The organism is Prevotella marseillensis, from assembly GCF_900625065.1.
GTDB classification, from domain to species: domain Bacteria; phylum Bacteroidota; class Bacteroidia; order Bacteroidales; family Bacteroidaceae; genus Prevotella; species Prevotella rara.
This window is the reverse complement of sequence record NZ_UYXY01000001.1, coordinates 2542501-2569069: the sequence shown is the minus strand read 5'-3', so window position 1 is coordinate 2569069 and position 26569 is coordinate 2542501. Positions and strand designations below refer to the sequence as shown.

General features: G+C 43.4%; 18 protein-coding genes, 1 tRNA gene and 2 rRNA genes (1 of these 21 cut by a window edge). 18 read left to right on the top strand and 3 right to left on the bottom strand.

The features are described 5' to 3' along the window. Positions 1-819 precede the first annotated feature (819 nt). The 10 genes from EJL04_RS10385 (at position 820) to EJL04_RS10340 (ending at position 14504) form a co-directional block, all read left to right on the top strand. A complete protein-coding gene (locus EJL04_RS10385) occupies positions 820-1053 on the top strand; it encodes a DUF4248 domain-containing protein (RefSeq protein WP_021855432.1) in 234 nt (77 codons plus the stop codon). A gap of 458 nt (positions 1054-1511) precedes the next feature. Beyond that, a complete protein-coding gene (locus tag EJL04_RS10380; protein ID WP_125104881.1) occupies positions 1512-3044 on the top strand; it encodes a type I restriction-modification system subunit M in 1533 nt (510 codons plus the stop codon). Between the two features lie 5 nt (positions 3045-3049). Then, positions 3050-3928 (top strand): DNA damage-inducible protein D, encoded by an 879-nt coding sequence (dinD, locus tag EJL04_RS10375; RefSeq protein ID WP_125104880.1) that lies wholly within the window; start codon positions 3050-3052, stop codon positions 3926-3928. Positions 3929-3985: 57 nt separating this feature from the next. Continuing rightward, the gene (locus EJL04_RS10370; RefSeq protein ID WP_125104879.1) at positions 3986-4414 is read left to right on the top strand and encodes a hypothetical protein; all 429 of its coding nucleotides are present in this window, start codon (positions 3986-3988) and stop codon (positions 4412-4414) included. 39 nt (positions 4415-4453) lie between these two features. Beyond that, positions 4454-5065, top strand: coding sequence for a hypothetical protein (locus EJL04_RS10365; protein WP_125104878.1), 612 nt, complete (start codon positions 4454-4456; stop codon positions 5063-5065). 10 nt (positions 5066-5075) lie between these two features. After that, positions 5076-6221: a restriction endonuclease subunit S gene (locus EJL04_RS10360; protein ID WP_125104877.1), complete on the top strand. Its 1146-nt coding sequence runs from the start codon at positions 5076-5078 to the stop codon at positions 6219-6221. Between the two features lie 4 nt (positions 6222-6225). Beyond that, positions 6226-8328, top strand: a complete 2103-nt coding sequence (locus tag EJL04_RS10355; RefSeq protein WP_206429377.1) for a winged helix-turn-helix domain-containing protein — start codon at positions 6226-6228, stop codon at positions 8326-8328. Positions 8329-8334: 6 nt separating this feature from the next. Beyond that, on the top strand, positions 8335-11562 hold the full coding sequence (locus EJL04_RS10350) for a type I restriction endonuclease subunit R (RefSeq protein ID WP_125104875.1): 3228 nt from the start codon (positions 8335-8337) through the stop codon (positions 11560-11562). 249 nt (positions 11563-11811) lie between these two features. Beyond that, positions 11812-12240, top strand: coding sequence for an HU family DNA-binding protein (locus tag EJL04_RS10345; protein ID WP_021854535.1), 429 nt, complete (start codon positions 11812-11814; stop codon positions 12238-12240). Positions 12241-12740: 500 nt separating this feature from the next. After that, positions 12741-14504 carry a GNAT family N-acetyltransferase gene (locus tag EJL04_RS10340; RefSeq protein ID WP_125104874.1) on the top strand — a complete coding sequence of 588 codons (1764 nt, stop codon included), beginning with the start codon at positions 12741-12743 and terminating at the stop codon, positions 14502-14504. Between the two features lie 298 nt (positions 14505-14802). Here EJL04_RS10340 and EJL04_RS10335 read toward each other — a convergent pair whose 3' ends face one another. Beyond that, positions 14803-16101 carry a UDP-N-acetylmuramoyl-tripeptide--D-alanyl-D-alanine ligase gene (locus tag EJL04_RS10335; RefSeq protein WP_125104873.1) on the bottom strand — a complete coding sequence of 433 codons (1299 nt, stop codon included), beginning with the start codon at positions 16099-16101 and terminating at the stop codon, positions 14803-14805. 183 nt (positions 16102-16284) lie between these two features. Between EJL04_RS10335 and EJL04_RS10330 the strand changes: the two genes are divergently transcribed. From EJL04_RS10330 to EJL04_RS10310, 5 genes are all read left to right on the top strand, one after another. Beyond that, on the top strand, positions 16285-16779 hold the full coding sequence (locus EJL04_RS10330; RefSeq protein ID WP_125104872.1) for a pyridoxamine 5'-phosphate oxidase family protein: 495 nt from the start codon (positions 16285-16287) through the stop codon (positions 16777-16779). A 219-nt stretch (positions 16780-16998) separates the two neighbouring features. Further along, positions 16999-17811, top strand: coding sequence for a dihydropteroate synthase (locus EJL04_RS10325; RefSeq protein ID WP_125105344.1), 813 nt, complete (start codon positions 16999-17001; stop codon positions 17809-17811). Next, positions 17804-18574, top strand: a complete 771-nt coding sequence (cdaA, locus tag EJL04_RS10320) for a diadenylate cyclase CdaA (RefSeq protein ID WP_021854541.1) — start codon at positions 17804-17806, stop codon at positions 18572-18574. Before EJL04_RS10325 ends, cdaA begins: the two co-directional genes overlap by 8 nt. A gap of 554 nt (positions 18575-19128) precedes the next feature. Next, entirely contained in the window at positions 19129-19419 is a 291-nt protein-coding gene (locus EJL04_RS10315) for a hypothetical protein (RefSeq protein ID WP_125104871.1), read from the top strand. A gap of 249 nt (positions 19420-19668) precedes the next feature. Further along, entirely contained in the window at positions 19669-20544 is an 876-nt protein-coding gene (locus EJL04_RS10310; protein WP_021854543.1) for an OmpA family protein, read from the top strand. Between the two features lie 643 nt (positions 20545-21187). Here EJL04_RS10310 and EJL04_RS10305 read toward each other — a convergent pair. Together EJL04_RS10305 and EJL04_RS10300 are read right to left on the bottom strand one after the other, a co-directional pair. Then, positions 21188-22669 (bottom strand): endonuclease, encoded by a 1482-nt coding sequence (locus EJL04_RS10305; protein ID WP_125104870.1) that lies wholly within the window; start codon positions 22667-22669, stop codon positions 21188-21190. Between the two features lie 451 nt (positions 22670-23120). Further along, complete coding sequence (locus tag EJL04_RS10300) at positions 23121-23414, bottom strand: hypothetical protein (RefSeq protein WP_125104869.1); 294 nt, start codon at positions 23412-23414, stop codon at positions 23121-23123. A 287-nt stretch (positions 23415-23701) separates the two neighbouring features. On the opposite strand from EJL04_RS10300, the gene EJL04_RS10295 reads away from it, so the two are divergent. The 3 genes from EJL04_RS10295 to EJL04_RS10285 all read left to right on the top strand — a co-directional run. After that, a 16S ribosomal RNA gene (locus EJL04_RS10295) occupies positions 23702-25231 on the top strand. Positions 25232-25377: 146 nt separating this feature from the next. Beyond that, positions 25378-25451, top strand: a tRNA-Ala gene (locus EJL04_RS10290). Between the two features lie 119 nt (positions 25452-25570). After that, positions 25571-26569, top strand: a 23S ribosomal RNA gene (locus EJL04_RS10285); it runs 1891 nt beyond the window's last position. The 16S and 23S rRNA genes sit together here with 1 tRNA gene alongside, the layout of an rRNA operon.

Genomic DNA, 26569 nt, shown 5'->3' with positions numbered 1-26569 from the left:
AGTCAAATGCCTTGTTGCAATAAAGTAGTTTAGCAATTAGATTTTTCACTTTTCATTTTTCTTTTTTCACTTTCACGAGACGGGAGTTAAAGTCAAATGCCTTGTTGCAATAAAGTAGTTCAGCAATTGGATTTTTCACTTTTTGTTTTTCTTTTTTCACTTTCGTCAGAAAACACATTGATTTACGATTAAAAAACGGCCCACTTTTGCATCAAAAGTGGGCCATTTACGACCCGTAAACGATAGGTTAATGATTTGAAACCAATACGCATGATTTTGCTTACAGTTATTCCTTAATCTGTATTCTTTTTGCGTTTATGTTAATCACAATCCACGATTTTCCTTACAGTTTTTTGGACTTGTCAAAATTTATTCTACTTTTTGATGTCGCCAAATTTGATTTGATCTTAGCTGACTCACCATGTCAATGTTCTTAAATCTTTACATTGTGCTGATTTACTGGCTTTGTAATGATTTGAAAATCAGTTTGTTGTAAACATCTAGCGTGATGTCTAGCGTGTTAAAATTTGCATTCTCTTTCAAGATGTGTTATCTTTGCATAAGATAATCTGCATCTCGGCATAACATTCAAGCAAGCTTGATGTTTCTGCTCTCGATTTGCGTTATCTTTGTACAAGATAAGCTGCATCTCGGCATAACATTCAAGCTAGCTTGATGCTTCTGCTCTCGATTTGCATTATCTTTGCGTCAGATAAGTGCCCGGCTGTATAATATATAATGTCAGTAAAAGTTGCTTTATGATTAAGCAGGACGGCGTAAGCAAAATAAATAAGGATAACAAACAAAAACATAAATATCATGAAAGATACACAGACACAGATTGAATTCAGGATTCGCGCCTATGGCCGCACAGAACTAGCCCAGCTTTATTGTCCCACACTGACTCCCGGTGCCGCCTACCGCAAGCTCCGTCAGTGGATAGCCCTAAGTCCCGGCCTCACCGCCCGTCTCGAGACGTTAGGCAGCGGCAAGTCGCGCACATGGACACCTGCCGAGGTAAAAGAGATTGTTGAGGCGCTGGGGGAGCCGTAAACAGATTTTTTATTTTTATTGTAGGCAAATATAGACGTATTGTTCCATAACGTCGAATACATCTATAGAGATCCGCCTTGCTCTATTATTATGAAATAAGGTTTCTATGCTATAAAGTAATGGCATAAATGCGCTAAATAGTCTGTTTAAAGCTATTTTTGATGCGTTTTGAATATGTTAAAAAATAATTTTTATGAAATATTTTACCATTCAGAATAAAAAAGATAACTTTGCGATAAATTCAATCAGACAACAGACCAGTAGAAACATTGTCCTGTCTGTTTCAGTGTTGTTGAATAAGTAAAAGTAAATATGACTGATAGTAAAGACATAAAAGATGGTCAGTCGTGTTTATAGTTGTGCATCATTAGTTGGATATGTTGTATCTTGATAAAGTTGCTGCATTATTCTGCATTCATTAAAGGTGTGCGACATCGCAAAACAATAAATTAGATGCTATGGCAAAGAAAAAACAAACAGTTAACGAACCTTTGGAAAAACAGCTTTGGAAAGCAGCAGACAAATTGCGTAAGAGTGTTGATGCTGCTGAGTATAAGCATGTTGTGCTGGGATTAATATTCTTGCGATATATTTCTGTTTCGTTCGAAGATTTATATAACAGGCTGAAAGATGAGGTGAGTCTTGGTGCCGACCCTGAAGACCGTGAGGAGTATAAGGCCGAAAATGTGTTTTATGTTCCTGCTGAAGCCCGTTGGAGCACGTTGGTGTCAAAGGCTAAGGACCCGATGATAGGTAAGATTATCGACGGGGCTATGGATGCAATAGAAAAAGACAACCCGTCACTAAAAGGTGTTTTGCCAAAAGTTTTTGCCCGTCCTAATCTTGACCCTACCAGTTTGGGCGAACTTATAGATTTGGTCGGCAACTGCACTCTCAACGCATCTACCAACAGCGCCGACCTGCTGGGACATGTGTTTGAATATTTCCTTGGCGAATTTGCGCTGGCTGAAGGCAAGAAGGGCGGACAGTTCTATACTCCGCGATGCGTTGTGGAGCTGCTTGTCAATATGCTTGAACCTTATAAGGGCCGTGTTCTCGACCCCTGTTGCGGTTCTGGCGGAATGTTTGTGCAGAGCGAGAAGTTTGTCAAGGAGCATCAGGGCTTGGTTGATGATATATCTATCTACGGACAGGAGAGCAACCAGACAACATGGCGATTGTGCAAGATGAATCTTGCCATACGCGGCATAGACTCATCACAAGTGAAATGGAACACCGAAGGCTCGTTCCTTAACGACGCCCACCGCGACGTAAAAGTAGATTATGTCTTGGCAAACCCGCCTTTCAATGACAGCGACTGGAGCGGCGACCTGCTGCGCAACGATGGGCGCTGGCAGTATGGAACACCACCTGTGAGCAGTGCAAACTTTGCATGGATACAACATTTCATCTATCATCTTGCACCTAATGGGCAGGCCGGTTTCGTCTTGGCTAAGGGTGCGCTTACATCAAAAATAGGCGGCGAGGGCGACATCCGCAAATCACTTGTTGATGCCGGACTTGTTGATTGCATAGTTAACCTTCCAACAAAACTGTTTCTCAACACTCAGATTCCGGCTTCTCTATGGTTCATGAGCCGTAACAGACATGCTGACGGACAGTTCCGAGAGCGCAGCCAGGAGATATTGTTTATAGACGCCCGCAATATGGGACACCTTATCAACCGCCGCACACGTGAGTTCTCTGCTGATGACATTAAGCTGATTTCAGACACGTATCATAATTGGCGTAAAGAAGGAGGCAAGTATCAGGACGAGGCAGGCTTCTGTGCGTCAGTGCCGCTGTCACGTGTTGCAGAGCTCGACTATGTGCTTACCCCTGGCCGTTATGTAGGCTTGCCGGATGAAGAAGACGATTTCAACTTTGAAGAACGCTTCACAGCACTGAAGGCTGAGTTTGAGGAGCAGCTGAAAGAAGAGGAACGTTTGAATAAACTTATTATGGAAAATCTGGCATCAATAAAAATCTGAAAGATATGGATATAAAGAAGATAAATCAATATAAATCATTATTTGATTCTATTGTAAAGGAAACTTTAGATGATAATAATGAGACGATGGAAGTATGGTATGCTCGTGAACTTCAGAAAGTTCTCGGCTATTCTAGATGGGAAAATTTCTCATTGGCTATCTCACGTGCTATCGCATCTTGTAAATCTCAGAATGTCAATGTCGACGACCATTTTCGTGAGGTCACGAAAATGGTACCTATAGGAAGTGGAACCAACAGACCTGTCAACGATTTTATGTTGACAAGATATGCCTGCTATTTGATTGCACAAAATGGAGATCCCAAAAAAGAAGAAATAGCATTCGCCCAAAGTTATTTTGCCGTTCAAACCCGTAAAGTAGAACTAATTGAAGAAAGATTACAGCTCTTATCACGATTAGAAACACGCGAAAGGTTAAAAAATTCAGAAAAACAATTAAGTAAAAATATCTATGAAAGGGGAGTTGATGACAAAGGATTTGCCAGAATACGTTCGAAAGGAGATACGGCTTTGTTTGGCGGACTGACTACAGAGCAAATGAAAAATCGTCTTGGCGTTAAAAGTGGGCCTCTTGCAGACCATTTGCCAACATTGACTATTGCTGCAAAGAATCTGGCTACAGAAATGACAAATTACAATGTTGAACAAAAAGATTTAAGAGGCGAGAGACCTATAACAAACGAACATGTTCAAAATAATACAAGCGTCCGTGGCATGTTGTTGGAGAGAGGCATTAAACCTGAAAATCTTCCACCGGCAGAGAATATAAAGAAGGTAGAACGTAGAGTTGCAAAAGAGGATAAACATATCTTGAAAGATACTTCAAAGCTACCTAAAAAAAAGAATAAAGATAATGACTTATAGTAAAAGTCAGTTATTAAGAAATACTTAACAACTGGTGTTTATAAGAATGGTATAATTATGAACAGTCTTTATAAAGTTGATAGAGAACAATATCCGAACCCGTACGATGTATTTAAAAGTATTGCCAGTATTGGAAATTCTTCTCCTGTATTATATAATATTGTTGCGACAATAGGATGGGCAAACATCGCTTCTGAAATTAATAAAGCTAAAGATGAACTACCATATTGGCTTGCTGGAACAACATTGTCCGCATTCGCAATTAATTATATTAATAACGGAATAGCAATTAAATTGTCTAATACTATCCTGGAACAAGGAACAAAATGTATAAAGCAGCTTACTGAAAAGAAGATAGATATGTCATTTAATTTATCTGATGATCAGAAAAAAGAAGAAAAGGAATGGTATAATGTGTTCCTTGATATTTGGAAAGAACATGTGAAAGAAGAACTTAAAACGAAAGGACTTTTGTCGGAGCTATAGATAGTAACTGTATTTTATGCAGTTTGTGTACGAAGGTGTATGAACTTAAACAAGACAGATAAAGAATTTATACGGGCTATCGTAAAATACGACGGCAAAGCCCAGTCTTTGGCAGACGTACTCAATAAGAGCCGGTTGCTGGAGAAAAGAGGCATTGGCATAGTGCAGCATTGTGGTAAAAATATCATATTTCTGCGAAAGGATATCTATGAAGAATGGTTCGATAGAAACGGCTTGGGGTATGTCGCAGGGCTGCTTTCTATTATAGACACTTTAATCAAAAAGAAATACATAACGATGATTCCTTTTGTTACTGATGATATTTTAGTTATCGGTGCGAAAAAATCAAAATGGCTTAGGCCGGATTTTATTTCTGTTAATGACAACGAGGTTATCTGTCTTGCAGACCGAAATGAGAATTGGTTCGACGCTTCTAATCCTCAAAAATATTGGCCGTGCAAATTTACTGATAATGAGCTTAACATCGGAGATATATTTAACGTAGCCTTTTCTGTAAACGAAGAACTGAGAACATTGGTTAAGAATAATTTTAAATCAGCAGAAGAAATTCGTTTCATAAAGCAGCAACGTTTAACTTGGATTTCTATCGCAGTGGCTGCTGTTCTTGGGATTCTTGGAATAATATTTTAATTGTGTGAGTATGAGTGAGTGGAAAGAATATAAGTTGGGAGAGATAATAACACTTCAGCGAGGATATGATTTGCCGAGAGCAAAAATGAAAAATGGTGAAATACCAGTAGCAGGGTCAAATGGAATAATCGGATATCATGATCAATATACTACAGAAGGTCCGGGAATTACAATAGGACGTAGTGGTAATATCGGTGTACCGAAATTTTATAAAGGTAATTTTTGGGCACATAATACTGTTTTATACGTAAAAGATTTTCATGGAAATGATGAAAAGTTTGTCTATTATCTTTTACAAACGATTGATTTTACCCAATTTAATACAGGTAGTGCAGTCCCATCATTAAACAGAAATCATGTTTATGAATTAAATATATCTATACCTTTGCTCTCAGAACAAAAGCGCATAGCCTCTATTCTCGGTTCTTTAGATGATAAAATAGATTTGCTTCATCGTGAGAACGAAACTCTTGAAGCAATGGCAGAAACTCTTTTCCGTAAATGGTTTATTGAGAATACTGAGAGTTCTGTCAAGCAAGGTTATTTAGGAGATTACATTTTAGATACAATTGGAGGAGAATGGGGAAAAGAAGTTTCACAAGATGACTTTGTAAAACCAGTAAAATGTATACGGGGGACTGATATTGCGGCATTGAATACAGGTATTCCATCAAAAACTCCGCTTAGATTCATTAAAAAGTCAAAATATGAAAAGATAAAACCACTTGATGGTGACATAATAATAGAAATATCTGGCGGGACTGAGAGTCAATCTACGGGACGTTCATTATATATTAATAAAGAGGTATGTGGATTGTTCGATTATCCTATTATCTTCTCAAATTTCTGTAGATTGTTGAGAGTTGAAAAAAAATATTCTTATTTCGTTTATTGTTATTTACAATATCTATATAGACAAGACGAATTTTTTAATATAGAGAATGGTAGTTCTGGAATAAAAAATTTGGATTACAAAACTTTATTGTATAATAATCAATACCAAATGCCAACTAACAAGAATTTTGCAGCAAATTTTAGTGAAATAGTAACACCTTACTTTACAAAAATAGATAAGAATAAGTTACAGATATGTAATCTAATGAAAATGAGAGATACCTTATTACCAAGATTAATATTTAATAAAATAAAAATATAAAATTATGCTTAACGACAATGATATTAATAGTTTCTTTAGTGCCGTTGATTCTTTAAAAAAATACAGACGTGCAGAAATTACAGACAATAAAGGTAATAGTCTGATAAAAGAATTATATGTAGATGCTTTACCAAATGATCAGATTATAAGGACGTGTTTAAAAGATAATACGACTTTTCTTGTAGGACGGAAAGGAACGGGCAAATCTACTATTTTTCTTAGACTTGAAGAAGAGTACAAGTCTAATAATAAATATATTGCTTGTTACATAGACGCTAAGACTGTGTATGAATCAGGAGTAAGTTCAGATATTCCTGATTATTTGAAAGACAGATTACCAAAAAATGTTCTGGATAGATACAACCTTCAAAGGACATTTATTCAAGAAATTTTAATTAAGATTATTGGCGCAATAAATAAAAAATATAGTAGTTCGTTTGATAAATTAAAAAAAATATTGGGAATTCAAAAAACAACAGAAGTAAATAAAAAACTTAATGATTTATTGCAAAAAGTAGAGAATAATGAAATCTTAAAAGATGTAGAAATACCAATACTAAAAGAAGTTACAATTAAAACTGTTGATAATCATATTGAAAATGAAGAGGACACTTTTTCCTCTAATTGTGGGCTTAACTTAAGTTTAAATTCACAGTTTAAAACTTCTTTAAATAATCAAGAAAAGCTTCAAGAAACAAATAGTAATAAATGTGAAGAAGAATTCTCCAAGATATTCTTAAAAGTATTTAAGATAAAAGATGTTATTATTCAAATCAAAAATATTTTGGAGACATTAAAAATTAAACATCTAATAGTCATGTTAGATGATGTTTCTGAAATTGATGAATCTGCAATAAAAACTTTCATAGATACTCTGATTGCACCTCTAAACAACTGGTCTGATGAATTTATTAAATTCAAGATAGCAGTTTATCCAGGTCGTATACATTATGGTAATATAGATAGAGGAAAAATAGATATAATCGAATTGGATTTTTTCAACTTATATAAAGTTGATAGAGAATCAATGGAAGAACGGGCTATAGATTTCACGAAACGTTTAATAAATAATAGAATTGCTTATTTTTGTAATGAACAGATAGAATGTTTTTTCGATACAAAAAATGAGCCAATGGATGTTTATTATGAGATGTTATTTCAAACTTCGATGAATATCCCAAGAATACTTGGATATATTTTATATTATTGTTTTCAAAATCAATTAGTCTATAAACGTCCAATAAATAAAAAATCTATTGAAGTAGCAGCACAAACTTATTATGAAAATAATATCTATCCATTTTTTGATAAGTCTACGTATAGTGTAATGGCGTATAGAAATAAAATATCTATTCTTCAACAAAAAAAATTAATAGAGTTATATGTTGAAAAACTTAAGGAGCTAAAAAGAAAAATGATTTCTGGTGATCTTACAAGTATTATTTATGATAATACACAACCTTTCACGAGTCATTTTTATATCGTTCCTGATTTTGAATCATTTTTATCAACTTTAGAGCTTAATTTCTTTATAACCAAATATGCAGAATTAAGTGACCGCGATGGAAAAAAAGTTTCTATATTTGCTATAAATTATGGATTGGCAATGAAATATAATTTAAGATGGGGAAAGCCTAAAGGTAACAATTATAGAAAATATTTTATTTCACGTCCATTTGATTTTTCGGGCTATACAATTGAATTCTTAAAAGATACAAAACAAATTGTATGTACTAATCCAACATGTGGTAAAGTATATCCCTATGATGAAATACAAATGTTTAAACGATTTCATATGCAATGCCCTGAATGTTCTTCTAAGGTGGAAATTGATTATATTGCGAATGACATAAAAGAAGATCTAAATAAGATCGATCCCTCATTATTCTTGCCAGAAATAGATTATTCTATTTTATTTGAATTAAATAAGCGGAAAGATGGAACTTTTGCGAGCGAAATTTCAGAAGAGTTAGATATTTCACCACAGTTAATTGGAAAACGTGTAAAGATAATGTCAGAAGAAAAAAATCTTATATCGCGTATACCTAAAGGTTCTAATCGAAAGCTTTATAAAATAACAGATGAAGCCAAAAAAATGTATTTTTAAACGGCAATGACAAAACTCACCGAATCCCAAATAGAAGATTTCGCCATTCAGCTTTTTGAGCAGCTTGGTTATAAATCGCTTTACGGCCCAGACATAGCTCCAGACGGCCTGGCAGCACAGCGTGCATCGTTTGAAGACGTTGTGCTGAAAGAAACGTTGCGAAATGCAGTTCGCCGCATCAATTGCGACTTGCCGTCTGAGGTTTGCGACGACGCTGTAAATGAAGTGTTGCGCATAGCATCGCCTGACCTGTTGGCAAACAATGAGCAGTTTCACCGTATGCTGACAGAAGGGATTTCGGTGTCAGTGCATCATGACGGCGGTGAAAGAGGAGAACTGGTTTGGCTGATTGACTTTGAAAATCCGCTGAACAACGAGTTTACGGTAGTAAACCAATACACAATAATAGAAAACGGACGCAACAAGCGCCCCGACCTTATACTGTTTGTAAACGGTCTGCCACTGGTGGTGATAGAACTGAAAAATGCTGCCAGCGAAGACGCAACGCTGCAAAGCGCCTTCAGACAGATAGAAACATACAAGGACGCTATACCCTCGCTGTTTACTTATAACGCCTTGATAGTGATATCCGACGGACTGGAAGCCCGCGCCGGTTCATTGTCGGCTGGCTTCAGCAGAATGATGGCATGGAAGAGCGCCGACGGCAAGGCCGAGGCTTCACATCTGGTAAGCCAACTGGAAGTACTGATTCAGGGCATGCTCAACAAAGAGACATTGCTCGACCTTGTGCGATCATTCACCGTGTTTGAAAAGACAAAGACAGAAGATCCGAAAACACGGATAACAACAATAAAGACAGTGAAAAAGGTGGCAGCCTATCATCAGTATTACGCTGTGAACAAAGCAATAGAGTCGACAATACGCGCAACGGGAATAAACAGGCACGGCGAAGGACTGGCAAGTGAGCCTCCCGCAGCTTACGGTCTGAGAGATGTCAACGAACAGCCCGTTGGCGACCATAAGGCAGGAGTGGTATGGCACACTCAGGGTTCGGGAAAATCACTCTCGATGGTGTTCTACGTCGGTAAGGTGGTGCGCATATTGAACAATCCGACAATAGTAGTGATAACAGACCGCAACGACCTTGACGACCAGCTGTTCAGCACTTTTGCCGACTGCAAGCAGCTGTTGAGGCAGACACCTGTGCAGGCGGAAGACAGAAACACGCTGAAAAAACTTCTGCACGTGGCTTCGGGCGGAGTGGTGTTTACAACGATACAGAAATTCCAGCCGGAAAGCGGAAACGTGTATGAGACGCTGACCGACAGAAGCAACGTGATCGTAATGGCCGACGAGGCGCACAGGTCACAATACGGCTTTAAGGCAAAGACCGTGGAAGTGAAGAACGAAGCCGACGAGGTGATAGGCTCAGAAACGAAATACGGATTTGCCAAATATCTGCGCGACGCCCTGCCTAACGCCACTTATCTTGGATTTACTGGAACGCCTATCGAAACAGCAGACGTAAACACTCCTGCCGTGTTCGGTAATTATATTGACGTTTACGACATAGCCAAAGCCGTAGAAGACGGCGCAACGGTGCGCATATTCTACGAGAGCCGACTGGCAAAGGTTGAACTTAGCGACGAAGGCCGAAAGCTGATAGAGTCGCTCGACCGTGAACTGGAAACAGAGAACATGAACGACGTGCAGCTGGCAAAAGCCAAGTGGACGCAACTGGAAGCACTGATAGGAAGTCCGTCGCGAATGAAGAACATAGCACGCGACATAGTTACGCATTTTGAACAGCGGCAGGAAGTGTTCGAGGGTAAAGGCATGATTGTGGCTATGAGCCGCAGAATAGCCGTTGAACTGTATGACGCAATCATAGCTTTACGGCCGCAATGGCATTCAGACGACATCAGTCGCGGAGCGATAAAAGTGGTGATGACTTCTGCCTCTTCGGACAAAATAGAGATAGCACGCCACCATACCACCAAAGAACAGCGCCGCATGCTGGCAGAACGCATGAAAGACCCTGACGATGAACTGAAGCTCGTTATTGTGCGCGACATGTGGCTGACAGGTTTTGATGTGCCGTGCCTGCACACCTTATATATAGACAAGCCCATGCAGGGACACAACCTGATGCAGGCCATTGCGCGTGTAAACAGAGTCTATAAGGACAAGCCGGGCGGACTTATAGTAGACTATCTGGGCATTGCCTCCGACTTGAAGAAGGCGTTGTCGTTCTATTCAGATTCGGGAGGAAAAGGCAATCCTACGGAGCAACAGGATGAAGCCGTGGCAATTATGAACGAGAAGTTGGAAGTTGTGCAGCATCTTCTTCACGGATTCGACTATCAGCCTTATTTTTCGGCAGACGTTTCTCATAAACTTTCGTTGATATTGCAGGCAGAAGATTTCATCCTCGGACTTGATGACGGCAAAAAGCGTTTTGTAAACGAAGTTAATGCCCTGTCGAAAGCATTTGCCATAGCCATACCGCATGAAAGAGCCATGGCTGTAAAAGAGGAAGTGGCATTCTTTCAGGCCGTAAAGGCACGCTTGTGCAAGTTTGATGCTACATCATCACACAAGACAAATGAAGAAATAGAGACGACAATCCGTCAGGTGATAGACAAAGCCTTGGTGTCGGAGCAGGTTGTGGACATCTTTGACGCAGCTGGAATAAAAAAGCCTGACATATCAATACTTTCGGAAGAGTTCCTTATGGAGCTGAAAGGCATGGAGCATAAGAATATAGCCTTTGAAGTGTTGCGCAAACTGCTTAATGACGAAATAAAGGCACGCATGCAACACAACATGGTGCAGGGAAAAAGTCTTATGGAAATGCTGGAAGCCTCGATTAACAAGTATCACAACAAGGTAATCACGGCCGTTGAGGTTATTGACGAGCTTATCGGCCTGAGCAAACAGATTATAGAACAAGACAAGGTTGCACACGACCTTGGCTTGACAGAATATGAATATGCTTTCTATTCGGCTGTGGCTGACAATAAAAGTGCAGTGGAACTGATGGGTAAAGACAAGTTGAGAGAGCTTGCGGTAGTTCTGACGGAAACAATACGCAACAACGTGACCATTGACTGGGAGATAAAAGAAAATGTAAGAGCAAAGATGCGCGTTGCGGTTAAGCGGCTGTTAAGAAGATTTGGATATCCGCCAGACATGCAGCTGCTAGCTACTGAAACGGTGATAAAACAGGCAGAAATGATATCAGCGGAGTTGGCCGGTTCGAATGGTAAATAACAGGAAATACGATCTTTTCATATAACTTTCTTATCCTTTACAACCAACAATCCTCTTAAACCTTTCGTAACCTGCAGTAATCTGCAAACGCGAAATTGGTTGTTGTATCTTTGCAATGTCGAAAGGAACAAGGCAGCACGGATATTAAAGCCACAGCCGGCAGGCGGAAATGAACGTAGCGGCAGTTCTGGAAGGCATGAGAGATAATAAACAAATAATGTATAACAACCAAAAAGAAAGGAAAGAAACATGATTAGGTATAAACTTTATCAGAACCGCAATTCAAACAGTAACACAAACGGTAAATGGTATGCACGCGCGGTGTGCGAGGAAACTTACGATACAGAGAAGCTGGCGGCTCACATGTCATCACACAGTTCGCCGTTCTCAGCCGGTGTTATCCACGGAGTGCTGAAAGACATGATAGCATGTATCAAGGAACTCGTGATGGACGGCAAGAACGTTAAGCTGGACGACTTGGCCATATTCTCGGCAGGTTTGAGAACATTGCCGGCCAACAGTCCCGAAGAGTTCACCGCCTCTGCCAACATCGACAGCGTCCGCCTGAGAGCGCGCTCAACAGGAGTGTTCCGCTCATCAGTGCTGACACGCGAGGCAAAGACCAAGCAGTTCTCACAATATACGGTAGGCGAGGGCAGCGAAGTAGAGATGCCGTAATGCAGTAGAGTGAAGCTGCCATAAACATTAAGAAGCTTACTTTCATTGTGTTAACCCAAATCTGGAGTTATGATTCTACCGGTATTTCTGCCTTGTGTAGAGCTGATTTTCGTTTGATTTTTCGCAGGCACTTTTATAATTCATAATTAACAATTAGCTGGCGCTGAACTTCGTTTGCGCTTAGCACCTTGCGCCAAAAGAAACAAAAAGACGGATGGAAGCAGAAATACATAAAATGGATAAAACTATATGCGGTCTGATGATGATTTGGGTTTTATAACGTTGACGGGCATTGGTCATGCAGATTTAAGCTGGCCGATATCTGTCAACTTTGTTAATAAAACGGAAGCATGTCGTGAAGTCTATCTTATGACAGTCAGACATTTATCTCCGGACTTAGCTACCAAGGACTGTTTGTGCACCTGAATTTTTTATCGGTGCATTGATGTTGTTTACATCTATTTTTTATAAATTTGCCAATTGAAACACAGACAATTTTTATGATAAAGTTTAAGGATATAACAGAAGACGACAAGGAACTGATACAGAGTTTTACGCTTTGGGGCGAAAGACAAAACTGCGACCTGTCGTTCTCGAACCTGATAAGCTGGCGCTTTCTTTACAACACACAGTTTGCGATAGTGGACGACTATCTTGTGTTCCGTTTCTACATGGGACATCATCTGGCTTACATGATGCCTGTGCCGCGGCCGAAGCGGCAAGAAGACGGTACGTTTAAGGTGGAGCCGTGTGACGAATGTTCGGTTAGCGTGATACGTGCCATACGCGACGACTCGATAGCCATGGGGCATCCGTTTCTGATGCTTGGCGTGTGCAACTATATGCGCGACATCATTGAGGAGCATTTTCCCGACACGTTCGACATAAAGCCCGACCGCGACTTCAGCGACTATATCTACACACGCGACAAACTGATAAACCTTTCGGGAAAGAAACTGCAGAGCAAGCGCAACCACATAAACAAGTTTAAGAACCTTTATCCTGACTACAGATACCGCGAGCTTACGCCGGAACTTATTCCGCAATGCCTCGAACTGGAACGGCAGTGGCGCCGCACATCGAAAGATGACAACGGAGATGTGCCCGATGAAGACCTTTCAGAGGAACTGCGCTCAATGACGCGTGCGTTTAACCGATGGGATAGGCTGGGACTTGTTGGCGGAACAATATTTGTAGACGACAAGCTTGTGGCCTTCACCTTCGGCTGCCCGATAAACCAGTGTACGTTTGACGTGTGTGTTGAGAAGGCCGACGTAAACTATGAAGGAGCGTTCACGATAATAAATCAGGAGTTTGTGAAGCATCTGCCCGAGCAGTATTATTATATCAACCGTGAGGAGGATATGGGCGACGAAGGGCTGCGGCGCGCCAAACTGTCGTATAAGCCCGACATACTGCTTGAGAAGAACGTGATAATGGAGAAACATCCGCTGGCGGCATTTGAAGACCAGGACCGCATAAAGGAAGAAACGCGCGAGATATGGAAACAGGTGTTCAACGATCCAGACAAGTTTATCGACCTTTATTTCTCGCGTGTCTACCGCAGCGAGTATAACGTGTGCTGCCAGATAGACGGAAAGGTGGTGGCTGCGTTGCAGACATTGCCTTACACCATGCTTTATGACGGACGCGAGGTGAAGACTGTATATGTAAGCGGAGTTAGCACACGGCCGGAATACCGCCGTCAGGACATAGGCAACAACCTGATGAGGCAGGCACATTTCCGCATATATTACAGAGAGATAGTATTTGCTTCTCTTATTCCTGCCGAAGAATGGTTATATGAATGGTATGAGAAGTGCGGATATGCCCGCGTGATGACATGCACGCCTCCGCCGGCAGATGCCATGGCTACTCCGTTTGAAGAGTTTGACCGCATTCAGCGCGCAACGCGTTGTGTGCTTCTGCATGATGAAGAAGGCTATGAGGTTATACGCGAAGACATACGCCTGGCAGGTGATGAATATCGTCCGCAGGCCAAAAACATTCAGGCCATGCTGCGCGTGATAAACGCCAAGAAGGCTCTGGAACTGTATGCCGAACTGAATCCTGACAAAGATATGGTGCTGAGGGTTGAAGGCGATGGCGACATTCCGATGAATAATGCCTACTATGTAATAAAGAACGGGAAGGTGCGTCAGACGGATGAGCCTTACGCAGATGCCTTGAAGCTGACAATAAACGGCCTGGCAGAATTTCTGTTTGATGGCGTAGGGGCAGAAATGAACCTGATGTTGAATTAAGTTAAACCCAAATCAGTCATTAGACCGTATATAGCTTTATCTATTTCGTGCATTCATGCTTTCAGTCCGTATTTTTGTTTCTATTGGCGTCTTTTTGTTCGCTTTTTCTTGACATAGCCCGCTATGCCTGCGAAAAATCTAACGAAAATCCGCTCAATATAAAGCAAAAATCCCGGCCGAATACTAATGCCAGATTTGGGTTAAAAGTGAAAATATAAAAGTGAAAAATCCATTAGCTATCTTGCTTTAATACAATGGCTAATGGATTCTTCACTTTTCACTTTTATCTTTTCACTTCTTAGAGTTTCGTTTTCAGTTCGTAAAGTTTTGTAGAGTTGCTGCCTTTGATGAGTATGCAGAAACCTTCAGGCTTGTTCTCGTCAATGGCTTGCTTAACCTCATCAACGTTGTTGAACTTGCGGAATGTACAGTCTGTAGATTTAAACTCATCGCCAACGAGCCACACCTGCTCGATATCTAAGGCTTTCAGCATGTCTGCAACCTTTTGATGTTCCTCGTCGCTCACTTCGCCAAGTTCCTTCATTGCGCCTATTATGGCCATCTTGTGGTCTGCCTTAATCTCTTTGAAGTTCTTCAGTGCAGCCTCCATGCTTGTCGGGTTGGCGTTGTATGCGTCGATAATCAGTTTGTTGCTTGCCGTAACCTCCAGTTCCGAGCGGTTGTTGGTAGGCACGTAGTTGGCAAGAGCATGGCATATCTGCTCTTCTGTAACGTCGAAATAAAGACCTATACATGCCGCAGCGAGCATGTTGTATATGTTGTAGCTGCCAATCATGTGAGTCCTAACCTCGTTCCACTGTTCTTTGCCGTGGCGCCATCTGAAGTTGAGGAACGGGTCGCATGACAGAAACTCTCCGCATACGCTAAGTTCATCGCTGTCCATGGTGCCGTATTTTATAAGGTTCAGTCCGCTTGAAATCTTCAGCAGATGCTCGTTTTCGTTGTGTATGAACACCGTTCCGTTGTGCTCGCGCAGATAGTCGTAGAGTTCACCCTTGGTGCGTATCACACCTTCAAACGAGCCGAAACCTTTAAGGTGAGCCTTTCCCACGTTGGTTATTATGCCGTAGTCAGGCTCGACGATGTTGACCAAAGTCTTGATTTCGCCCGGATGGTTGGCTCCCATCTCTATCACGGCAATATCGTTTTCGGCCGTGAGGCGCAGCAGCGTCTTAGGCACGCCGATGTGGTTGTTGAAGTTGCCCTGAGTGTAGAGCACGTTATATTTTTCGGCCAATACGGTTGCCACGAGTTCCTTTGTCGTGGTCTTGCCGTTGGTACCGGTTATTCCAATGATTTTAGTTCCTAGTTTGCGGCGGTGATAGTTGGCCAGCTGCTGCAGCGTGGTCAGACAGTCTTCGGTAAGGATATACCTGTCGTCGCCTTCAACGGCAAACTCTTTTTCGTCGATAACGGCATACGAACAGCCCTGTTCAAGAGCCTTGGCTGCAAAGGCGTTGCCGTTGAACGATTCGCCTTTCAGCGCAAAGAAAATAGAACCTTTAGGGCAGTCGCGGCTGTCGGTGGTAACCTGCGGATGCTCAGTGAAGATTCTGTATAATTCTGATATGTCCATGTGTGATAGTTTTATTGGGTGCAAAAGTACATCAAAAAATCGTACCATGACAATTTTGCGGCCAAATAATAATCTGTTCTGCACATATTTTCTTACCTTTGTGACTCTGTTGATACAGAAAAAATTATTGATGAAACAAAAGATATATTGTTATAAATGCTAATCTGAAACTTTTTGAATAAAATGAAATACGTAAACGAAACGGTGCGCCGCCAGGACCGCCTGCTCAACGAGGAGCGTGCCTTGCAGCTTATTAGAGACAGCGAATATGGAGTGTTGTCCATGGTAGATGCTGACGGTGGAGCCTATGGCCTGCCGCTGAATTATGTTTGGGACGGCGAACACAGCTTGTATATACATTGTGCTCCTGAAGGAAAGAAACTCAGGGCCTTGGCGCACAATCAGGATGCGTCGTTCTGCATAATTGGCCATACTAATCTGTTGCCGTCTCGCTTCACTACAGAATATGAAAGTGTGGTGGTGAAATGTCACGCTGTAACGGCGCTTGATGATGAAGAAAAGAGGCACGCACTGCAACTGCTGATAGACAAGTTGGCGCCTGAATATAAAGAAGCCGGAATTAAGGCCGCTGAAAAATCGTTTCATCGTGTAGGCATAATACGTCTTGACATAATTGAGTTCAGCGGCAAGTGTAAGGCTGTTCCGTCGGCTCATTGAGGTTTAAACCCAAATCAGGCGGCTTGGATATAAATATATTTTCCGACTTGTTTTTATTCTTTATAAAAAACGTCAAAAATATAAAGAGTCTCAATATTTATGAGTATTTTTGCCATCTGTTGAGATTAATTTTATTCTTTAATTTATATTGTGAAAAGCTTTATTCCATATATATTGAACGTTAACGGGCAACTGATTGATTTGTCTGAGCCTTGTGTTATGGGCATTCTCAATGCCACTCCCGATTCTTTTTATGCCGGCAGCCGCAAGCAGACTGAGGCTGAGATTGCTGCAAGGGCTGACCAGATAATGGCCGAAGGCGGCAAGATTATCGACGTAGGGGCTTTCTCTACGCGCCCCGGTGCGGCTCATGTTACTGAGGAAGAAGAAATGGAACGCATGCGCATGGCATTGAAAGCCGTAAGAAGCGTGCAGCCCGATGCCCCCGTTTCTGTCGACACATTCAGACCCGAAGTGGCCCGTATGGCTGTAGAAGAGTTTGGGGCTGGCATAATAAATGATGTATCTGAAGGCAACGTCAACGGTGCTTTCGGCGGCAGCGAGGCTTATACGGCAGGCGATGAGGTCGGCGAAGGCGGATGTGATTGTCCCGAGATGTTCAGGATGGTGGCCCGTCTTGGCGTGCCTTACATACTCATGTCGGTCAAGCCCGACATAATGAGCATGATGAAGGCCTTTGCTCATGAAGTGCAGACGCTCCATTCTCTTGGTGTTAAGGACGTGATTCTCGACCCTGGCTTCGGCTTCGGCAAGACGCTTGAGCAGAACTATGAACTGCTTGCCTCTTTGGGGAAGTTGCGCGAGTTTAATCTTCCGCTGCTTGTCGGCGTGTCGCGCAAGTCGATGATTGCGCGCCTGCTCGGCACTGATGCCGATCATTCGCTCAACGGCACATTGGTTGTCAACACCATTGCCATGATCAATTCGGGTGCGTCAATTCTGAGAGTACACGACGTAAAGCCGTGTGTTGAGGCTGTTACTATTGTAAAAGAAGTATTTAAGTATGTTTGAATTTGGCATAAAAGATTTTGTCGATATATTTTGCGTGGCCCTGATGCTGTATTATATTTACAGACTGATGAAGGAGTCGCGCTCGCTCAACGTGTTTATCGGCATCATGGTGTTCATCGTTGTCTGGCTGTTCGTGAGTCAGATCCTTGAGATGCGCCTGCTCGGAAGCATTATGGACAAGCTGGTAAGCGTGGGTGTCATTGCCATAATAATATTGTTTCAGGAAGAAATACGCAAGTTCTTGTATAATCTTGGTGCGCACCGCCGCGTGAACGGAATAATAAGGCTCTTTGTCTCGGGCGATAATAAGGACAAGGTTGACATGGAGTCGATAATGCCTGTCGTGATGGCTTGCATGAACATGGGAAAGGCGCGCATCGGAGCGCTCATTGTCATCGAGCGCATATCGTCGCTCGACGATATAGTTGAAACCGGCGACATCATCGATGCAAACATAAACCAGCGACTTATAGAGAATATCTTCTTCAAGAATTCGCCTCTGCACGACGGTGCGATGGTCATATCAAAGAAGCGTATCAGGGCTGCGGGATGTATCCTTCCTGTGAGCCACAGCATAGATATCCCGAAGGAACTCGGACTGCGCCACCGTGCTGCAATGGGCATATCGCAGGACAGCGATGCCATAGCCATTGTCGTGTCAGAAGAAACCGGGCGCATTTCGGTGGCCATAAAGGGACAGTTCCACCTGCGCTTGTCGGCAGAACAGCTTGAGAGCATACTTACACGTGAACTTGACTTCTGATGCATGACGTCATGGTTTGTGCCTTTCCGGCATCCATGCCATGACGTCATGATTCATTTAACTACAGCTGTAATCAGTATTCAGCAGACTGTAGTTTTTATGTTGATTGTATTTCCGCTTTTGTTTTCTTGGCCATAGAGGGCTGTTAATGGAAAGACAAACAATACTACAATAGAAAACAAGAAGACGGCAGAATACACCGATATGCTTATATAACATTTAGAACATATCTTGCCTGCTGATTTTGCTTTGTTTTATTTTATTCCTTTTATCTTGTTGATGCTGACGTCTTTCTTAGTGTTTCACATTGAAACTGATTTCATTCCCATATATTCTTCATGTTCTTTTTGTTTCTTTTCTGATGACAAATTGCTTTTGTTTTCAATAATATGTATTGCAAAAAGTGTAAAATACTGTTTGTTTAGTTAATAAAAGTAATTTTTGTCTTGAAAATAATTAAAAAATGAAATTGTAACGCTTTTTTTATGCCTCGTATTTTTGTTTCTGAAAATAAAGAACTATATTTGTGAAGTCTCAATTTATAGTTTGTTATCATGATAGATTTTAAAAATTTCTCAGCTATTCAGACTTGTCTCGACGAGTATATGTCGCTTGCAGGCAAGAATGAAATTAACGACATGGAAGCCAACCGTGAGTTGGCCCGTGCCGGTTTGTTAGACGATTCTCTTCCAAATCCGGGCAAGCCATTAAGACTCCTGCTCGCCGGTTTGAGAGATGCTAATCTTTTGCCTCAGAATATTAGGCAGATATACGGAACATGGGTTATCCGGCTGTCTACGACGATAGCCAAATGTCCGCTTGTCAACCAGTTTCAGTATTGCTGAAAGTCAGCAGCTGCAGGCTTGCCGGAAAAGATTAAATAACTGATTTTCAATGCACCTCATGGCATGTAAAAAGGCTGTGGAGTGCATTGAATTTATATGTGCCTTATGGCTGTTTCGGTTTAACGGTTGTTTACTTTACACGCTTATTGGCGTTAAATAATGCTAATGACATTCAACTTTAGCGCAACTTATCCGTCTTATACGTAAATTTGCAACAAATTATAACCTAAAAATAAACGAAAATTTATGATGAAGAAGAATTTATTGATTGTATCATTGGTTGCAGGATGCTTCATGGTGAGCAGCTGCGTAAGTAAAAAGGACTTGGAAAACTGCCAGCTTGAGAACAAGGAACTGACAAATAAATATCAGGAAACACAAGGCAAACTCTCTGACGCTAACTCTGAACTTGCAGCAAGCAAGGTGCGCGTTACAAGTCTTGAGGAGCAGCTTGCTCAGACTAAGAGCGCATACGAGGCACTGCAGAGCTCGCTCGACAAGAGCCTTACTGCAAGCAACCAGACAACTGTGAACATCTCTAAGCTGGTTGACCAGATCAACGAGTCAAACCAGTACATCCGTCACCTCGTTGAGGTTAAGAGCAAGAGCGACTCTCTGAACCTTATCCTCACAAACAACCTTACACGCTCGCTCAGCAAGGAAGAGCTGAAAGAGGTTGACGTTCAGGTGCTCAAGGGTGTTGTTTACATCTCTCTTGCCGACAACATGCTCTACAAGAGCGGAAGCTACGAGATCAACGACCGTGCTGCCGAGACTCTGAGCAAGATTGCAAAGATCATCAAGGACTATAAGGACTATGATGTGCTCATCGAGGGTAACACCGACAACGTGCCTGTAAACACATCTTCAGCTGCGATGAAGAACATCCGCAACAACTGGGATTTGTCTTGTCTCCGTGCATCAAGCGTTGTTCAGGCTCTTATCAATCAGTATGGCGTAGAACCGAAGCGTCTAACTGCTGGTGGACGTGGCGAGTTCAACCCTGTTACATCTAACGATACTGAGGTTGGCAAGCAGCGCAACCGCCGCACTCAGATCATCATCACTCCGAAACTCGACCAGTTCATGGACCTTATCGACAAGGCTCCCGAGAGTGCTGAATAATCAGAACATTAGAACTTAGATAATATAATCATAAGGTCGGACATACGGCAGGCGCCGTTTGTCCGGCCTTTTTCTTTTTTATATCCTTTTCATAAATGCCCTAGGCTTTCTGCCTTTTGTCTTTTTCCTATAGTATGTGTTTTTGCTTTTTGGGGGATTGCTGTGCAGTATGACTACGTGTCTCTGCGTCATCTCAATATGTTTTCATGTTATTTTTGTGCTCTTGCTGCCGTTTTCGTGTTAAGTTTCTCATTTCTTTCCTTGCCGTTTATTGCTTGCGTTGGAGTATGTGGTGCGGATGTTGCTCAAAACTCATTGGTTTTCATTCAAAAAAGCGGCCGTTTTTGCTTCAAAAGTGGCCCGTTTTCGGGATGAAAACAATAGGTTAATGATTTAAAACTTATTCATACTGTTTTGCTTTCACTATTTGCGCTTTTGACGTTTAGTTTTGCCTGGTTGAAATAAAACAGGAGCAGTTTCCTTACACTTTTTCGTGCTTTTCTTTTTGATGCTTTGTCTTGTCCTTGTCGTTATGCTTTTTCGTGCTTCTGTTCAGATGTCCGTTATTGTTCTGCCGGCCTGCGCACGCGTAGACAAAAGATACTGTCAACGCTGCGCAGGCCGGTGGCCTTTTTCTTCAGTATTATCTGTTCATCACCTTCCAGGTCTTTCCGTCCTGTACGATAATCATTATTCCTTTATAGTCTTTTGGCGAAGCTATTCTCTGTCCGTCAGCGGTGTATGCCTTGTATGGCTTCTGCATGTCCGGCGTGCAGTCTGCCGTTGTGCCGTCTATTCCAGTTGTCGTCCTTTTGCCTGTTATCGTCATTCTTTTTATTTCCCATGTTCCTGCCTCCGAGTCGTTGCTCTTGTAGTGGAACACTATGCTGATTTTCTTTCCGGCATAGCTGTTTAGCGATATCTCGCCCGAGTCGATAAACGTCCAGTTGTTGCCTGCCGGCCATGTTATTCCGTCGAGTGCGGTTGTTGTTCCGTCGCATATTACTTCTACGCTGAATGTGCTTTCGGGCGACTTGCAGAAGTTTATTGCATGGTTAAATGTCAGTGTTGCCTCGCTGAATCCTGTAAGGTCTATTTCAGGAGAAGTCAGCGTTGCTTCTGCCGCGTATGCCCTGTTGTTGGCATATCCTGTGCCTTTCCATCCATATTTCGTGTCTCTTATCCACACCTCAAATCCGCTGTATGGCTCGCTTATGTTCTTTGCCGTGAAGCTGCCGGTTTCTGATGTGAATGTTGCCTGATATATTGTTTCTTCCGTAGGAACGTCCGGATTGTCAGTATAGTCAGATGTCGTTACGGTGTTTTCCGGGTCGAAGGCATAGTCTATGCTGTCGCCCCATATATATTCCATGAGGTTTGGAAAGTCTACAAACGGATTGCGGTTGCCCTGAATCTTGTACACTTCGTTGTTGCGCTCCACTTCAGTCTGGTCAACGCCGTCGGTCTTGGCCCACTCTATATATAAGGTGTATGCCCATTCGCGCAGGGTGGGGTAGTCTCCTTGCTGAAGTATCTGCAGGGCCTGCGTGCCCGACCATGTAAAGTCCTGGTATGCCGTAGCCATATACATATATCCTCGCGCAAAGTCGCCTTTCCATTTGTCTGCCGGCTCCCACAGCTTATATCCGTTGCTGCCCGTGCCCACCTTGGTGCATCCGTTGTCGGTGCTGGCATTGTTCACCTTTCCCATCGGGTAGTTCGATTTTGCCGAGTTTATCTTCTGTTCCGACGGCATCAGGTTATACAGGTCTTTGTATGCTTGGTTTTCGCTTCCGCCCCACCAGCTTTTCGGGAAAGAGTGCTCTATGTTCATGCCGCTTACAGCCTGACCTTTGTTGCCGAAGTATCTTTTGTCGTTGCTGTAGCGGTCAACCACCTGTCCGTCGTCCAGGCGGTCTGTCGTGTAGAAGCCTTCCCATGTGCGTCCTGAGCCTGAGCCGTATTTTAGCACAGTGGCATTCTTTATTATGTTATGCACTGCCGTTTTCAGTTCGGCTCCCTTCTTGCCTTTCAGCGAACTGTAATAGTTTTGCGGAATCTGTGCTATTGCGGCTGTTGCCGTCAGCATGGCCGTTGTTATGGCCGCGATAAAAAATTTTCTCATGTCTTTCTTAATGCAGGTTTTTTAAATTTAGACAAATCTTCTGTTTGTAAATACTTGTATTATGAATTTTGCAAATGTATCGAAATATTTTTTAATCATACAACCTTTTCCTCTATTTTTATTCATTATTCTAAATCTGTCGTCTCGTATTCGCCCGTGTTTCCGTTTTCTTTTTTTGCCGTCATGTAAGGCTGTGTCAACGAAAAGCAGACGGCTATACTCTCAAGATAAAATAATTAGGCGCCTGAGAGCGTCTGTCCGGTTGCGGAATTTAACGCGTCTGCATCCTAATGGCAGATTGGCTGCATCATACTCTTTTATATTATTTTCATGATTCCTCCTTTTTCGTGGCAATGCTCTTAATGGTTTTTATTCCTGTCCTCTTGGAGAAGTTTGTCTTTCATGCCTTTTTCTCAGTCAGAATGGGATTTTAAATCATACATACAATATTTTACTTTTGTCCTGTCCGATTTTTTGCATGAATGTGTTGTTTGTGTTTTCGCTTTTTGTCAATCTTCATGCTTCCTGATTTCAGTTTTTCCTTTAAATTCTGCCATCGGCCTTTGGAATTTGCCATTAGTGTATAATTTTCATCCATCTTTACCTGTTTTATTTCCCGTTCCAGTGTCACAAGTCTGCCTATTTCTTTTGTAAAATATAATAATGTGAATGGTGTAAAATCCGCACTCAATATGTAAACGACTGTTAAAATCAGTCTAAAATTAAAACTTTTTTCAGAAAACATTTGGCAGTTTGGCGAAAACCCCGTACTTTTGCATCCGCTTTTGAGAGCTGACGCTCCCTGAGCACTGAAGAAAGAGATCTTTGAGATACTGAAATATACAGAGACAAGAGTAGTACAAGAAACATCCTGCGGACTTGTTCTGCAGGGAGGGTAAAGAATGAAAACCGTTCAATTTCTGCCGTGATATATATAATATGTATACGCGGTCAAATACTACCGGATGGCGTTCTGAGCGACAGACTAACGGACACGGCCTTCGGGTCTGTGTCACATTATAAAGAAATTTTACAGTGGAGAGTTTGATCCTGGCTCAGGATGAACGCTAGCTACAGGCTTAACACATGCAAGTCGCGGGGCAGCATGAAGGATGCTTGCATCCTTTGATGGCGACCGGCGCACGGGTGAGTAACGCGTATCCAACCTGCCTGTTACCACGGCACAGCCCGTCGAAAGGCGGATTAATGCCGTATGTGGTCCTTTGCGGGCATCTAATTAGGACTAAAGGTTCAGCGGTAACGGATGGGGATGCGTCCGATTAGCTAGACGGCGGGGTAACGGCCCACCGTGGCTACGATCGGTAGGGGTTCTGAGAGGAAGGTCCCCCACACTGGAACTGAGACACGGTCCAGACTCCTACGGGAGGCAGCAGTGAGGAATATTGGTCAATGGGCGTAAGCCTGAACCAGCCAAGTAGCGTGAGGGAAGACTGCCCTATGGGTTGTAAACCTCTTTTGTGCGGGGATAAAGTGTGGGACGTGTCCCATATTGCAGGTACCGCACGAATAAGGACCGGCTAATTCCGTGCCAGCAGCCGCGGTAATACGGAAGGTCCGGGCGTTATCCGGATTTATTGGGTTTAAAGGGAGCGCAGGCCGTCCTTTAAGCGTGCTGTGAAATGCCGCGGCTCAACCGTGGCACTGCAGCGCGAACTGGAGGACTTGAGTACGCACGAGGTAGGCGGAATTCGTGGGGTAGCGGTGAAATGCTTAGATATCACGAAGAACTCCGATTGCGAAGGCAGCTTACCGGAGCGCAACTGACGCTGAGGCTCGAAAGCGCGGGTATCGAACAGGATTAGATCCCCTGGTAGTCCGCGCGGTAAACGATGGATGCCCGCCGTTGGGATTTGGATTTCAGCGGCCAAGCGAAAGCGTTAAGCATCCCACCTGGGGAGTACGCCGGCAACGGTGAAACTCAAAGGAATTGACGGGGGCCCGCACAAGCGGAGGAACATGTGGTTTAATTCGATGATACGCGAGGAACCTTACCCGGGCTTGAATTGCAGGAGAACGATCCAGAGATGGTGAGGCCCTTCGGGGCTCCTGTGAAGGTGCTGCATGGTTGTCGTCAGCTCGTGCCGTGAGGTGTCGGCTCAAGTGCCATAACGAGCGCAACCCCTGTCCATAGTTGCCATCAGGTCGTGCTGGGCACTCTGTGGAGACTGCCGCCGTAAGGTGTGAGGAAGGTGGGGATGACGTCAAATCAGCACGGCCCTTACGTCCGGGGCTACACACGTGTTACAATGGGGCATACAGCGAGTTGGATGTGCGCAAGTACGTCCGGATCAATAAAGTGCCTCTCAGTTCGGACTGGGGTCTGCAACCCGACCCCACGAAGCTGGATTCGCTAGTAATCGCGCATCAGCCATGGCGCGGTGAATACGTTCCCGGGCCTTGTACACACCGCCCGTCAAGCCATGAAAGCCGGGGGCGCCTGAAGTCCGTGACCGCGAGGGTCGGCCTAGGGTGAAACCGGTGATTGGGGCTAAGTCGTAACAAGGTAGCCGTACCGGAAGGTGCGGCTGGAACACCTCCTTTCTGGAGCGGACGCCATAGATGATGGTAGGAGAAAAGCAAAGGGAAATGAGAAAACGGAAGAAGTTTTTTATTCCTGTTTTCTTGTACTGCGCAGTTTCTGATATATTTTAAGATGAAAGACAGGAGAAGGGCTTTCCGCCTGACTTGGGGGATTAGCTCAGCTGGCTAGAGCACCTGCTTTGCAAGCAGGGGGTCAACGGTTCGAATCCGTTATTCTCCACGTGTCCTTTTTGGACGAACGATCTTTGACATATTGGCACAAGCAAAACAGTAGAGAACACAACGTTAAAGTACAGAGCTGAATGAGTCGTTCCGCAAATGTGGGATGATATCTTCATAGGAAAAGCAAATAAGGGCGTATGGCGGATGCCTAGGCTCACGGAGGCGATGAAGGACGTGATAAGCTGCGATAAGCCGCGGTTAGGTGCAAATGACCCTTGACCCGCGGATTTCCGAATGGGACAACCCGGCCGCCTTAAGGCGGTCATCATGGCAATGTCATGAGGCGAACGCGGGGAACTGAAACATCTTAGTACCCGCAGGAAGAGAAAATAAGTCAATGATTCCCCCAGTAGTGGCGAGCGACCGGGGAAGAGCCCAAACCGGGTGTGTCGAGGCACATCCGGGGTTGTAGGACCGCGCTGTTGTACGAGCATGAGCGAGCGTGACCGTCTGGAAAGTCGGGCCGTAGCGGGTGACAGCCCCCTTCGCGAAGTTCATGCCGGCATAGCGGTATCCTGAGTAACGCGGGACACGAGGAATCCTGCGCGAATCCGCCGGGACCATCCGGCAAGGCTAAATACTCCCGTGAGACCGATAGTGAACCAGTACCGTGAGGGAAAGGTGAAAAGAACTCCGACGAGGAGAGTGAAATAGCCCCTGAAACCATACGCCTACAAGCGGTCGGAGCATGCGTTGCATGTGACGGCGTGCCTTTTGCATAATGAACCTACGAGTTGCCGTCACGGGCAAGGTTAAGCGCCTAAGGCGCCGAGCCGCAGTGAAAGCGAGCCTGAATAGGGCGCAGAGTCCGTGGAGGCAGACGCGAAACCGAGTGATCTACACTTGTCCAGGATGAAGTCCCGGTAACACGGGATGGAGGTCCGCACCGATAAGCGTTGAAAAGCTTCCGGATGAGGTGAGTGTAGGAGTGAAAGGCCAATCAAACTCGGAGATAGCTCGTACTCCCCGAAATGCATTTAGGTGCAGCGTTCCGCGATAGCGTCAAGAGGTAGAGCGACCGATAGGATGCGAGGGCTTCACCGCCTATCAAGTCCTGACGAACTCCGAATGCTTGACGCCCGCAGCGGGGCAGCAAGGGGGCGGGTGCTAAGGTCC